General features: G+C 53.0%; 11 protein-coding genes. 1 reads left to right on the top strand and 10 read right to left on the bottom strand.

Annotation, left to right across the window (positions count from 1 at the left end):
- Window positions 1-3: 3 nt before the first annotated feature.
- The 7 genes from NT073_RS07415 to NT073_RS07385 form a co-directional block, all read right to left on the bottom strand.
- Window positions 4-2,796: a TonB-dependent receptor gene (locus NT073_RS07415; protein ID WP_297371074.1), complete on the bottom strand. Its 2,793-nt coding sequence runs from the start codon at window positions 2,794-2,796 to the stop codon at window positions 4-6.
- A gap of 160 nt (window positions 2,797-2,956) precedes the next feature.
- Window positions 2,957-3,517 carry a carboxymuconolactone decarboxylase gene (locus NT073_RS07410; RefSeq protein ID WP_297371071.1) on the bottom strand — a complete coding sequence of 187 codons (561 nt, stop codon included), beginning with the start codon at window positions 3,515-3,517 and terminating at the stop codon, window positions 2,957-2,959.
- A gap of 22 nt (window positions 3,518-3,539) precedes the next feature.
- A complete protein-coding gene (locus NT073_RS07405; RefSeq protein WP_297371068.1) occupies window positions 3,540-5,087 on the bottom strand; it encodes a phosphatase PAP2 family protein in 1,548 nt (515 codons plus the stop codon).
- 17 nt (window positions 5,088-5,104) lie between these two features.
- Complete coding sequence (locus tag NT073_RS07400) at window positions 5,105-6,001, bottom strand: hypothetical protein (RefSeq protein ID WP_297371065.1); 897 nt, start codon at window positions 5,999-6,001, stop codon at window positions 5,105-5,107.
- Between the two features lie 55 nt (window positions 6,002-6,056).
- A complete protein-coding gene (locus NT073_RS07395; RefSeq protein ID WP_297371062.1) occupies window positions 6,057-8,276 on the bottom strand; it encodes a TonB-dependent receptor in 2,220 nt (739 codons plus the stop codon).
- Window positions 8,277-8,349: 73 nt separating this feature from the next.
- The gene (locus NT073_RS07390) at window positions 8,350-9,465 is read right to left on the bottom strand and encodes a hypothetical protein (protein ID WP_297371059.1); all 1,116 of its coding nucleotides are present in this window, start codon (window positions 9,463-9,465) and stop codon (window positions 8,350-8,352) included.
- A gap of 324 nt (window positions 9,466-9,789) precedes the next feature.
- Window positions 9,790-10,329 (bottom strand): hypothetical protein, encoded by a 540-nt coding sequence (locus NT073_RS07385; RefSeq protein ID WP_297371056.1) that lies wholly within the window; start codon window positions 10,327-10,329, stop codon window positions 9,790-9,792.
- 276 nt (window positions 10,330-10,605) lie between these two features.
- Here NT073_RS07385 and moaA point away from each other — a divergent pair, with 276 nt between their 5' ends.
- The gene (gene moaA / locus NT073_RS07380) at window positions 10,606-11,586 is read left to right on the top strand and encodes a GTP 3',8-cyclase MoaA (protein ID WP_297371053.1); all 981 of its coding nucleotides are present in this window, start codon (window positions 10,606-10,608) and stop codon (window positions 11,584-11,586) included.
- A 41-nt stretch (window positions 11,587-11,627) separates the two neighbouring features.
- Here the strand turns inward: moaA and NT073_RS07375 are convergent, their stop codons facing one another.
- The 3 genes from NT073_RS07375 to NT073_RS07365 form a co-directional block, all read right to left on the bottom strand.
- Entirely contained in the window at window positions 11,628-12,584 is a 957-nt protein-coding gene (locus tag NT073_RS07375) for an ABC transporter substrate-binding protein (RefSeq protein WP_297371049.1), read from the bottom strand.
- A 226-nt stretch (window positions 12,585-12,810) separates the two neighbouring features.
- Window positions 12,811-12,966 carry a hypothetical protein gene (locus tag NT073_RS07370; protein WP_297371046.1) on the bottom strand — a complete coding sequence of 52 codons (156 nt, stop codon included), beginning with the start codon at window positions 12,964-12,966 and terminating at the stop codon, window positions 12,811-12,813.
- 118 nt (window positions 12,967-13,084) lie between these two features.
- Entirely contained in the window at window positions 13,085-14,029 is a 945-nt protein-coding gene (locus NT073_RS07365; RefSeq protein ID WP_297371043.1) for a polysaccharide deacetylase family protein, read from the bottom strand.
- Between the last annotated feature and the right edge of the window lie 153 nt (window positions 14,030-14,182).

Genomic DNA, 14,182 nt, shown 5'->3' with positions numbered 1-14,182 from the left:
TATCTACCGCAACATACCCTGATCGAACGTCAGCGACAGGTAATACAAACCACCCACAGCCGGTGAACCATAAGCCTGCACGATGTACTGGTTAGTCAGGTTCGACGCGCCTATTTTGAGTAACGTCTTATAGGTTGGCAGTTTGAGCGTGACCTGTGCATCGATTAGATGATAGGCCTGAATACCGCCGGGGCGCAGGTCATTGAACGAGCCTACCCAGTCGAATGCATCCTGCCAGTGCCAAGCCACATTGAACCCTACATTCCGCACGATATTCCGATGCCCAACCGTCACATTGGTTTTATATCGGGGGGTGTTGAAAGCCGGAATATTGTTCGGATCAGCATTTTGCAGGTTGAAAGCCGACCAGGTGCCATTGCCCGTTAGGGTATAGCCGCTGGCGCTGGCGTAGTTCAGCCCAAGTGTGGCTCCTTGCGCCGTTACGCGGTCAGGCGCGTTGGTATAGAGTTGAAACGCCTGATAGGCCGAATTTAGAATATCTTGGGCAGCTGCGGGGTTGATGCTGCCATCAGCCGCCAGTACAGGACTGTTGGGCCGAATGACCACCGTGTTCAGAATAAAATTACGGTACGCACCGAAGTAATAATTCGCGTCGAGCGACAGCCGACTCGTCAGCAAGGCTCGGTAGCCAAGCTCGAAACTCTGTACTCGCTCGGGGGCGATGTACGGCACATTCGACTTGATCAGCTTGTTTTTGTTGTTCAGCACCGCCTGCTGGGGACCAACACTGTTGACTTCACCCATAAACCCGTTTACGAAGCCGCCAATACTGGTTGAGTTGAATGAGTTTTCGTATACCTTCATGCCCGCGCTGTTACTCGGCGCACCGCCCAGAATGGTGATAGGGCCAACGTTGAGTTTGATAAACTGGTCGCTGGGAGTTGGATTTCGGTAGCCCGTCTGAAACGAAGCCCGGAAGTGATGCCGGTCGCTGGGTGAGAATACCGCCGACGCACGGGGCGTAAAGTACCCCGCGAAGTTCTGGTTCTTATCGTACCGACCCGATACGGTCAGTTTCAGCTTATCGGCCAGTAACGACTTGCTCAATTGGGCAAATGCACCAACCTCGCTGTACAGAATCCGTCCACCTTTATCGTCGAACAGGGTTCCGTTGGTAAACAGGCTGAACTGCCGGAAATTACCGCCAACCAGCAAATCCGTACCCGATAACCCGGCCGCTTTTAGCGCCGGAGTGAAGTTATACTGCGCATCGGCATGGTACATGTTCGTCTGGCTCAGAATACCTGCTCCAGCCAGTCCCTGAATACCGATGAGCCGCGCCTTTTGCTGTTCATATTCGGCAGAACCGGGCAGCAAACGACCCTGATCGGCAAACGAACGGGCACTGGCATTGTCGCTACCTGTTACGCCCTGAATTTTCCCCTGATAGGCAGCCGTATAACGGTCGAACCAGGTCTGGTCTGCCACGTTCGGGGCCACCACATTTCCGTTGAGGTCGCGCACCCACGTCCGGCCAATCTGCTGGCCCAGCGAACGCGTGTTGTACGAGTCGTGCGAATCTTCCTGGTTCGTGTAGCCGCGCACCATAAAATTGGCTCCCCGCAGTTCAATCCGGTGCTGAAGCAGTGAAAAGCCGTTTACCGAAAATCGATTACTGCCCGTATAATTAGCCGTTCCTTTCGCGTAATTGAACGAGTAAATAGCCTCCAGCTTAGGCGTAATGCGATAATGAACTGCCCCGTTCAGTTTCAGGCTGTAGACGTTGTAGTCGGTCAGATCTTTTTCCAGATAACCCGTGCGGGCTACTTTGCCAATGCCCGTGATGGTGCGGTTCACCTCGTCGCCATAGACATTCAGCCCGTTGTAAGCCGGGTTACTGAGCCCCCGTTTTTCGGGCGATGTGGTGGCATCAACATCCGTATAATCGGTAGCAAACCAGTCGAGACCTTTCATATACGACGCCACCAGTTTTACTGCCAGTCGGTTATTAAAGGCTTTGGCATAACGCAGGCCGTAATCCTGAAAAATAGCCGCCCCTGTGTTGGGATCGTTGATGTGGTTTACCCCAACTTTTGTCTGTACGCTCAATCCCTGGTACGTAAACGGATTTTTGCTGGTCATGAGCAGTGCCCCGTTGAACGCAGCCGGTCCATATAAAGCCGAAGCGGCCCCCGGAACCAACTCAACGCTCTCGGCATCCAGATCGCTCAACCCAAACATATTTCCAACCGAAAAGCCAAACCCGGCCGGTTGATTGTCGACTCCGTCGATAAGTTGAAGAAACCGGCTGTTTCCCGTGCTGGCAAAACCGCGCGTGTTAATCTGCTTATAGGTCAGGCCACTGGTAACCATATCGACCCCTTTCAGGTTGTTGATGCCTTCGTAAAATGTAGCCGAAGGCGTTTCGCGAATGGCTCGTGCGTCCATTTTCTCAACCGTTACGGGAGCAAGCAACAAACTCTCCTCCACCCGCGATGCCGCCACAACCACATCCTGCAAGGCATTCGTGGCTACTTGAAGACCCACCGAAACAGCCTGATCCCCATCGGCCACAGCAACTGTCCGGCTTTGGTAGCCAACCATCGAGATTTTTAGTGTTACACCCCCTCGTTGACTGGTCGTCAGCGAAAAGTGGCCGGCGGCATCGGCAACGGTGCCTATCTGCTGACCTTTAATAACCACACTGGCACCTGCCATTGGCTGGTTATTGTCGGCATCGCGCACCGTACCAAACACCCGACGCGACTGTGCCCAAGCGGTTTCTGGAACTATATATAGCATTGCCAGCAAGGCAATTAATACTCTTATTTTCATAGCTATTTGAGAAAAAAAGCAAATGAGGGGGTAGACCGACCAAAAACGGGTAGTTTTTGGTCGGTGAAAAAAGGCCAGTAAATGCGTGAGTCGTTTTTTTGAGGTTCGCTGGTTGGTGGGTTTGTAAAGCTGACCAACCAGAAAACTGCTTACAAATCAGTTAGTGGGTTTGTACTGGATACCCGCCCGGTGGCCGAACATAGCCCCGGCTGGTGATCCGCTCACCAAGCATCTGGTAGTATGCGGGATCGGCCGGGGCTACTGTTGCCAGCCCATCCACATACTTGTTATACAACGAGAACAGTGCGGTTATCAGCACCGTATCATGAATCTCGCGGTCGGTGGCACCGGCCTCACGAGCGCGGGCAACGGCTTCGGGCGTTACAGCTTTCCCACTTTGTTGGGTGAATGCCGCAATCTGAAGCAGGGCTTTCATCTTCTCGCTGACGGGTGCCGTTTCGATGTCCTGTTTCACGGCACGGGCCGTTACATCGTCGCCCAAAAGTAGGTCGGCGGCTTTGGTATGGGCCGCTTCGCAGAAGTTGGTGCAGTTTCGCGACGACACCAGCGCGGCAATCAGCTCACGCTCCCCCTGCGACAGGGTCGATTCTCCCCGTAGCAAAAGTTGCGTGAGTTCGCGAATGGGCTGAGCCGTATCCAGCCGATTTTCGAGCAATCCCGTAATGCCGGGAAGTTGTTCAGGCAGCGGTATATGTGGCATAGGGTGCGTTATTGATTCTGTTCTACAAACCTGACCCGTCGGCTTTACCCCGCGCTACGGCGTAAGACCCGATGTTTTTGCCACACGTTAACCCTGTAGTGCAATCGAAACGGTAGTGGATCAGTCCATATATCCGCGAGTCAGAAGCCTCCTGCGCTTTCTTCCAGAAATCGTCGGCCTGGTCGGGGAAGATGCTGCCCAACACCACAGCCGCTGCCGCCGAGAAGGTGGAGTGCCCTGAGGTATAGGATGGAAAGTTGGGTAAGCCAACCGACGTTTTCAGTCCGAACTGCTGCGGACGTGGATAGTAATAATACGATTTGGTATCCCAGCAGCAAACGCCCGCATCCATCAGCGCCGTAGCCACCAGCGCGAGTGTCCGGGCCATGCGTACCTCGCTATATTTCGCATCATTGGCCGCATTGGCAGCCGCCCGCATCCAGTGGCCGGGGGGCGTATACGTACCCGCGCCATCGGCCCAATAGTTAGCAATCCGGGCCTGTTCGCGGGTCTGGTTTTTATTGATGGCTTTCAGCTCGTCCAGCGCCGTGGTAAACTCCGGGCTTCCGATGGCGGGTGGCGGACCGGGACGTAGTTTCACTTTCGTAGCGGCATCGAAGTTCCAGTTCATGACCGCACCGTAGTTCGGCAACATGGGCGGACGAGCAGGGGTTTCCTGACTTACCCACACTTCAGTCAACCCCCGGCCTTTGGCAGCTTCGATCATACCGGCCGTCAGCGTCTGGTTATTGGCGGTACTCATGCCATCCGTTTTGGCGCGGGCCATCACCTTCGCAGCTACCTGACTTCCCAGATCGACACCGGCGTTCAGGTCGCTTATGACGTTCATACCGGCCCACAGGCGGCTGTTGCGGTGTTCGGCCAGCTTGGCATCCAGAAACGGCACTTCGCCGGGAAACATCGCTTTCAATACCGTGTAGGAAGCAGCCGCTACCACCGCATCCTCCGACGGATATGAGGGTAAAGCCGAAGCCGGCAGCGCAACCCGTACAGAAGCATCCGCTTTTGAAGGAGCCGACCGCTTGAACTTGTATTTATAGTTCCAGGTCGCTACCAGGGCATCGTACTGAGCTACGCTCAGGTAGGCAAACGCCCGTGCCGTATAGGGCGGGTTAGCGAACGGGAACCTGGGGTCGGCCAGTGGATTGGCGGCATCGGGCACGGGATATTTACCGTCGGGTGTGGAAGCTGGTGGCACGTTATACTTGGCGGCCAGTTCGCGGGCAATTTCACCCCAGCGATACACCGCTCCGGCACCCCAGTACACGACCGCTTCCTGCTGCGCCGTCGTTAAACTCGCCGACTGCGACTTAAGATCGGCCACTTCGGCCAGGTACTCCGCCGAGGTAACGGCCGATGGCGTAGCCACGGTTACGTCGGTGGGGGCAGTGAGCACGTACGTTTTCCAGGTACCAGCCTTCTCATCGACACTGGCGGGAGTATACCCTACTCGTAATGGTTCGGTAATGCTTTTATCGCAGGAAATAATGGCGGACGATACCCCAACCATCACGCAACTGATCAAGAGTAACTGACTATATTTTTTCATAATGCTACGGCTTCTGATTATTTCTTGAAATTGATTTGATACAACAGGCCCAGCATATAGCTAGTACTTTGGCCTACATTCATCCCGTCGACCACGTACCCGATGCGGGCGTTAACCCCGATGTTGTGCGGCTGCACTTTGGCATACCAGCCCACCGATGTGGCCTGCATGTTGTTGGTTGGAAACGGCATGTCGTTCCGGCGAATGTTGTCGCCGTTGAGACATGCCGTACGCTCAGCCCAGAACTCCGTCTGAATGCCCTTCCGCAATATCCCCAGCCGAACGGCCGCATCGTAGGTATTAGGCACCTGTACTTCGTTAGTGTTGTACACCCGATCATTGGCCTGGTAGGCGTCCTGGTCGATACGCGTATTACCGCGCCAGCCATAGCTGCCATGCGCCGTTATGTACAGACCGGTTTTGCGCTCCCGATAATTGAGCAGCAACCGCCCGGTTACAGTTCGACACTGCAAACCAATGGACATCGGTAGGAAGCTCGGCACGTAATTGCCCAATGGGACCGACCCGCCCACAACGGCATTGACCGAAAACCCACCGACCTGAACGGCTTTCACCTTCAGCCAGGCCGACGCATCCTGAATACCCCGCTGCCCCATCAGGTTACCCGCACTGGTACTCGTCCAGACGTACGGCAGACTCAGAATGACATTAACCCGCTTACTAATGCCAATGACGGGCATGAGCATAAAGCTCTGGGTGGTGTGCGTACCGATATTCAGGTTCTCGCGCTTCAGGCTTCCCTCCCAATACTGGTTCCAGGAGCTGTAGCCATACATGCCGGCCACGCAGATTTGCCGTTTGTTCATGTAAATCGCGTCCTGCGGCATCTGCGCCTGAGCCGCAAAAGGCGTTAGTAGCGCGGCAACGATCAGGCATTTTAAAGTTGATTTCATTGATTCGTTTTTTTGATACGATGGAGCTTCTATTGTTTCGGGAGTTATTACCTCCTCAAATCGTCAACCCAACAGTTAGTACTGCGCTTCGACCGTCCGACGACCACACGCCTGGTCCGGGGTAAAAGGTTGGGCGTTTGGTAAAGTATTCCTTGTTCAGCAGGTTGTTGACACTGCCCCGCATGGTGAGTTGGCGGTTGATGTGCCAGGTACCATTCAAGTCCCACAGGCTGTAGGCGGGCACCGGTCCCACGGCGCCATTGGCCGATGGAACCGGCGTATTGAGCGCGTCGGAGAAGGTTTGGCCGACGTAGCTGTATTGCAGCGTTACACTGGCGGTTCCATAGCGGGCCGTTAGTCCGTTGCGGCTGGTCCACCGTGGTGCCGACTCGACCTGATTTCCCTTCACCGTCCGGTTTTCCGTTCCGGCCGCTACCCGACCGTTGAGGTAGCGGGCGTTGTTGAACGCTGTCGACGTAAAGCCGCTGATCAGCACCTTTCCTAGCTGCGTAAGCTGTCCTTCAATGAGCGCTTCGATACCCGTGCTCCGGCTGTCACCGATATTGGTGCGGAAGATGTAATTCGACCCGTCGGTATTGGCCAGCAACAGGGTGCCCAGCCGGTTCCGATATAGCAGATCGAAGACCGTGACGTTCAGGTGTACACCCTGCCATCGACCATCGATGCCGATCTCTGCATTGTAACCGTAAGCATCTTTCAGATTTTTATCGATACGCTCGTAGACCGACGTGGGAATGATGTCTTTGAAAACAACTGGACGATACGCCTGCGACCAGCCTCCGTATACTTTCACGGCATCATTGACGCGGTATTCGCCGTTAACGCCCAGCAGCACAAAGTGGTGACTGATGTCTGTTGGCAGATTCTCCGGCATGTAATACGCGATAGTACCCCGCATTTCCGTTTTGCCGTGTTCCAGCCGCAGTCCCGGCGAAATGGTTAACCGGTTGGTCAGGTTGATCTGATTTTCAACGAAGGCCGCCATATTCCGGGTTCGGTAATGCAGGTCACGTCTGAACGGATTGGTCAGTGTGAGGTCGAAATCAGTGCCGGTCGTACCAACACCCAACTGCTGACGATGCAGATCGTTGTTCATCAGCTGCACGCCAGCCGCCAGCGCCGACCGGACACTGCCAATGGTATACTGATGCAACAGCCGAAGTTCGGACGTATAGCTATTGAAGTGATCGACGTCAACCTGCCGGGCTTTGTACAGACCCGTCACCCGACTAATGGTATCAGGAACGGTCGCAAAGGCATCGAGCTGAACACTGTTTCGGGCACCCAGCACCGCTGAAACCGTCCACGACAATCGTGTATGGTCCGAGAGTGTCCAATCGGCCTTAAGCGACGGGATATAAATATCCGGGTTGAAGTAGTTACGGCTTCGTGTCGACTGGCGCGGGTCCTGGGCAAACATGACATCGGTCAATGGGCCGGGAATCTGGTATGTGTACGTCGACCGGCCAAACTCGGCGGTCAGGCTCACCTTTCGACTTGCCTGAAACTGCAGGCGTCCAAACTGGGCTTCGGCATTGGACTGACTGTTCTGCCGATATCCATCCGAATGCCGCCGGTAATAATAGGCGTAATACGTCCATTTACCCACCTGGCCCCCAATTGCCGAATAGGAACTCCGCATCCCGAATGAACCAACCGAATTGATTGTTTCAAAACCAAACCGGCGCGTGGTATCGGCTCCTTTGGTTACGTAATTGAGCATACCGCCAAACTGCGCCCCGTACTGAAGCGACGCCGTTCCGCGAACGAGTTCAATGCGGTTGATGCTCTCCATTGGGGGCGAGTAGTGACTGGCCGGGTAGCCGTACATATCCGAGTTGGTGATAACCCCATTCTGGCGAATGTTATTTTCCCAGGACCGGTGCGGGTCTAGCCCTCGCGTAGCCATGTTGATCTGATTTCCTGTACCATCCATGTCGTAGACAAACACGCCGGGAATCCGGGCAAAGAGTTGCCGGGGAGTTTTTTCGGCAACGTTCGCATCGATTTCCGCCAGACGTATCACTTCGCTTTTCTTCCCACTCATCAAATACGTACCCCGTATAGTAGGCAGCGATTCCACAACCGTCGTCCGATTTCCTTTCACCGTCACCTGATTCAGCGTTCGGGCGGGCAGAGAATCCGTCGTCTGGGATCGATAGACCATTTTTTGACTGATTAGCTGAGCCGATGCATTGCTAGATAAGCACGCACTCAGCACAGCCAGCCATAGCTGTAATACCTTACTTTTCATAAGCAGATTGCAGGCTGAACGGAGGAAACAAGGTGATAGCCTTTTTCCTCCGTTTTACGCGAAAAGGCAGGAATTAAAACCAGCGTGATACGTTGATAGAGACCAGATAATCGGCGAAGGCGGCATCACCATGTTTCAGCCCCAGCGGATCAAGCCGGTCGGCGTAGCTGGTGATGCGGTTGCGGTACACAGCCACGGGCACCGTAGCAGCTATCGACGTTTTGTGACGCATGTACGACAGACCCGGCTCTACTGATACGATATAACCCGGACGGCGGAAACCCGAGCTACCGCCAAAGGCGTCGATAGCTGGAACACCCTCCACCCGACCACCCAGCATAACGGCCAGACCCGGCACCGCTTTGATCGACTGGCTCAACCCAACGCGGGCGGCAAACTGATCAGCAACGGAGAATGTGCCCGTTACCAGATCGATGGTTGTGGCCGTTGGGTTGCGCACAACACCGTTGGTTTCCCGCGGATTGAACAGGTAGAATCCGTTGGCATAGGCCGTCAGGGTTTTCGTGATGGAGGCATAGCCCTGAAGTTCAACACTAACGCCAACACCCCCATCGCCCAATTGAATTGACTGATCGACAGGCTGATTGATGGTATAATCAACCCCTTCTTTGGTCAGTTTATGGAAGTTGTCCGTTGCTGCGTAATTGCCCGTTGGCAATTTTACGCCCAGGCCTGCCGCCAAATTGACTTTGGGCAGTTTGGCGGGATTCACCAACCAGTAGCTACCCGAAATGCGCAGGTCGCCGATACCTTGTGAACCGGTATGAAAGCGTTTTTGCTGAGGGTTTTGTGCAATAGCGTTGCCGTAATGCTCATAGAGCGATGAGCGGTCATTGTCCTGAAGGGGCAAATTGACCGAAAACGACAACCGCTGGTTGACCATGTAGGTAAGCCCCAGGTCGATCGCATGCGACACGTTGATGACGTTGGTTCCCTGTTCAACGCGTTGTTTCTGTTCTTCATCGCCCACAAAGTGCTTGTAAGAGCGAAAGAAACGGTACCCTGCCGACACCTGCCAATGTCCGTTGCGTTGTTTGAAATAATCGGCAGAACCCGCCGGAGCCGCACAGCTCATGTGCCGAACGGCCACACAACCCTGCGCCGATGCAGATGCGTTAAGAAGTACGATATAGGCAAAAGCCAGAACGATTGTATAAATCGATTTCATGGAAAAAAATGTCTGAGATGGAAAATGAATGAGTTACGGTACGATCCATTCTGACATACATCGATGCAGTAGCCGGTTCGTGCGGTACACAAACAGATACTCTGAATCAACCCATCAGAGGGAATTGAGCCGTACGGTCGCGTGGGGTATCCGCAAACAAGAAGCCCGATAAGGAATGTATCTGGCACAGCCAGCCGCTATCTGAGGCTCGTTAACAGTGCTGGTAAGCATTGAACAATTCCCAATGGCTGTGCAGGAACGCACGGCCAGATAGCCAGCAAAAGCCAGTGTAAATACACTCGAAAACGCGAAAGGAAAGTCACCTCAGACTTCCGGAGGGGGTGAATGAACGGGCAGGGCGCGGGCCGCAATCACAAACAGCGTGTCTGGAATGCGGATAGCTTCGCGCCAGTTGGGCGAGAGAAAATCAAACACAGCCCGTGGATTGGGCGAGTATTCTTTCAACAGAAACTTCAGCAGCTGATTCGCTTTCTTGCTCGAATCGGTAGCACCGCTGATGTGGTCGTTCAGAAACGACAGTAAATCACTTTGCCAGAAGGAGCGGCTTTCCGACTGCAAACCGGAAATATTCAGGGTGTCGCCTTTAATTTCCAGGCTAACCACACTATAATATTGTCCCCGGTAACTGAATCCGTCTGATGTGGTTTGGGTAATCGTACTGGCATCCGGCGAATCCTTCAGCGGAATCTGAAACTCAACAAGGCTATCTACTGACCGATACACCATAAGCCGTTCCGAGAGGTCATGTTCAGCCTGCCACCACATACCGACAAACACCAGCACATAGGCCAGCGTGTGGTAGAGGAATAAGCCAAAAAGACCGATGGAAACTGCTTTCTTCACAACTATAGTCAGTGAAAATTTTCTCAAAAATAATACTAATTCTTAAACAAAAACAACATTCTCTAGTAAGCCAGTATTTTTACTTAATTATCGCTGTACAAATAGCGCGGCATAAGCTTACGAACATGGCTGCCCGTTTTCGAGAATCAGTACGAAAATAGCAAAAACTGTGGTTCACTGCTTTGCAACCTTACCGTTAAGAGGTTGGGCTCGTAGCCTAGATTCACATTGGTGCGTGCAATCAAAAGCTGTAGATTTGTGTTAGTTTGATACTGCATGATTTACGACAACCACAACCGCCCTATTTCCTACCTTCGGCTGGCCGTTACGGACCGCTGCAACCTGCGGTGCTTTTACTGCATGCCTGAAGAAGGAATCAAGTATCTGCCCAAACATCAGGTGCTGACCTACGAAGAAATGGAGCGACTGGTGCGCGTACTAGCCCAACTGGGTGTACAAAAAGTGCGTATTACGGGCGGAGAACCGTTTGTGCGGGCGGGGCTGATGGATTTTCTGCATCGCCTGGCCGAAATTGATGGTCTCAACGATATTTCTTTGACAACCAATGGCGTGCTGACGGCTCCGCACATACCGGCGTTGGCGGCTCTGGGTGTCAAGTCTGTTAATTTGAGCCTCGATACGCTCGACCGGGAGCGATTTCATAAAATCACCCGGCGCGACGAACTGCCCGCCGTACTGAAAACCCTCGATGCGCTGCTGGAAGCGGGGATTCAGACCAAAATCAACGCGGTTGTCATGGATGGGCAGAATACCCAGGATCTGGTGCCGCTAACCGAAATGACCCGCACCATGCCCGTAGATGTGCGGTTTATTGAAGAAATGCCGTTTAACGGCGAGGGGAGCCATTACCCCATTCTGAACTGGACGCACCGGCGTATTATCGACGAAATCCGGGCACACTTCCCCGACCTGCAAAAACTTCCAGACCCGCCGTTTTCGACCTCGGCCAACTACCAAATTCCGGGTCATCAGGGTACTATTGGCGTCATTGCAGCCTTCAGCCGGACATTCTGCGGCACCTGTAACCGCATTCGCATGACGGCCCAGGGTACCCTCAAGACCTGTTTGTACGATAACGGCGTACTGGACGTTCGGGCGTTGCTGCGTGGCGGAGCTTCTGATGATGAACTTACAACCGCTTTTCTGAAAGCTTTTTCTCACCGCCCCGCTAACGGTTTTGAAGCCGAACAGCAACGCGACACGGTCACCGAATCCATGTCGACCATTGGAGGTTGATTCAGGGCATGCTGGCGCGGGCATTGGTCGCATAGGCGCCCCTATCGCATCATGGCCGGAACGCCTTCCAGGTATTTATTAGTGAAAAGCGTATCGACGTCCATGCGCTGGATCAATTCACCATCTTTGTCGGTGAGCAGGTGGTTACGCATCATCCAGTTCGTAAATGATACCCAGACGTTCCGGTGCATGAAGCCCCAATGTCCTTCGCCGTCCAGATAATACCCGGATACCATTTGCTGACTCTGTTCCAGAAAATTACGTTTAGTAAGTGTTGGGTGATTGGCCGTTTTCATTAATAGACGAACAGCTTCGTCCGGATTTTTAATGGCGAACCGGTACCCCGCAGCTGTTGCTTCCAGAAACCGGCGCAACGCATCACCATTGTGCTCTGTCCATTGACTATGGGCCGTCAGAATAGGATTGTATCCGTACGGTATTTCGTATTCGTCGAACAAAAACTGGTTCAGATCGACACCCTGAATATCGGCCTGCACACCCTCCCAGGTCAGCCAACACCAGGCGGCATCCACTTCGCGGGTAAGCAAGGCCCGCCAGATACCCGCCCAGCCCATTTTATGGGATATAAACTGCCCACGGCCGTCGTCATTCTGAATAAGCTGACGAATCATATCATCTTCATAGCGGGCTCCATACGAGCCGTATACTTTACCATCCAGTTCACGGGGCCGACTGATCCCGCTCTCTTTCAGGGTAACGATAGCACTGATATCGCGGGCCAGCACAGCAGCTACGGCGATTAAGGGAACTCCGTTGGTTTGGTAGCTGATTACACTCTCCGAGGGTGTAATGGCCAGTTCGGCCGTACCCTGCGAAACGCGTCGGGCGGGCATTGTGCGGTAGTCGTCCTGATCAGGTGAAATGAGTTCAACATCAAGACCGGCCTGAGCATATGCTCCTTTGGCCAGGGCAACATAAAATCCTGTGTGGTTGGTGTTTGGCGTCCGATCGAGGGCTAAACGGATATGAGTGCTCATACTGTACGATGCAATTACGGCCTCTGGCGAGACAGGTAAACGACTAATTTCAATTCAGGCTGTTCAATTAGCATGCTAATTAACTGGAAACAAAGCGGTTAATCAACCACAACAAAATACTATCTGGTTATCAGTACACCTTACGGCTGCGCCACTACTTAACAATCCTAAAGGGGTAAGGTTTTAATGTATAGAGTTGGGTAGGCAACAAGCAGGAAATATCCAATTAAATACTCCTATTCGGCAAAAAAAGCGCTTCATCCAGCGCTTTTTCGTATTTTCCCTTATCAAAAAGATAGAAATAAAGTGCTTTGTGTACGCCACCAATTTTTCCTCCATCCGGTCGATTCAGCAAAGCGTAGCGCAAAAATTCCTTTATCATCTGAAGGCAGGATCTAACGTAGTGCCGACGAGGACGGCTCGGCGCATTGACGGATGCGCGACAAAAACAATAAAAGCGACCGAAGCCGCTCTTATCATCCCTGATACTCTTCAGCGACCTAGTCGAAGCTTTGAATCATGTTCCTGTACATGGTCGTTGCTTTCCACTGGCCCCCGGCAATAATCCGGCGAACGGTGTAGAGTGGCATGCTGTCGTCCCGCTTATCGGCCAGCGTGAACGCAGCCACATACCCCCGTTTCTGTAGTTCGGGCAGTGCCTGTTTATTCCATAAACCGAACGGATATGCAAAATACTTAATCGGCTTTCCGATGATCGTTTCCAGTTTCGCCTTAGGCTCTTCAAGCTGGATTTTCCAATCGTCGCCCTGGTATTTCTTTACGTTATGGTGATCCCAGGTATGGGCCCCAATGGCGTGTCCGCGATCTGACAAGTCTTTGATCTGGGCTTTGTCCATATACGGCTGTTTCCCATGTCGGCCAATGGCTACGGTCATAATGAAGAACGCGCCTTTAAAACCGTGCTTTTCGAGTTCGGGGGCAGCTACCGTGTACTGGTCGAGGTCGCCATCATCGAAAGTCAGCATGATTGGTTTTGAGGGTAACGGCGCACCGGTTGTCAGATACGCATACAGTTGGTCAGGCAAGATGGTATGGTAACCACTATCGGCCAGCATTTTCATCTGTTCGCGGAAAGCAGCTACCGGTATGATATAGTCTTTAGCCGATTTGGAATCGCTGGCACGCCAATCGCGAATCTGGTGATAGCATAAAACAGGCACCTGTGGCCGGGCCAGAATGGTAGCAGCACCGGCGATTTTATTGGCCGGAATGCTTGATGGATCAGGCGTAGCGGCTACAGGGGCTTCCGCATTTTTGTCAGCTGGTTTTTCGGCCGTTGACGGGTTGCCGGATGTGTTAGCTGCTGAATCGGCGGTGGTTTCGGCTGTTGCCGAACCTTTTGACTGACAACCCGACAGACCGTTGGCAAGCAAAATAGAGAGCCCAAAGGCCGCAGCAAAAGAAAGAGTTTGACGACTGAACATAGTTAATAAATATGGATCAAACATACTGAAAACCGCGTTGCCAGCAACGGAAACTTAGCGAACGAAAAATAATTAATTATATAGGACATATAGAAAATATAATTATAAATGCAGCATTTATCTGGGAATTGGTGCCAAGAACCCACTCCCGAT

This window comes from Spirosoma sp. (assembly GCF_026391055.1).
Classification (GTDB): domain Bacteria; phylum Bacteroidota; class Bacteroidia; order Cytophagales; family Spirosomataceae; genus Spirosoma.
The sequence above is the reverse complement of the archived record's forward strand: the minus strand, read 5'-3'. Positions and strand labels throughout refer to the sequence as shown.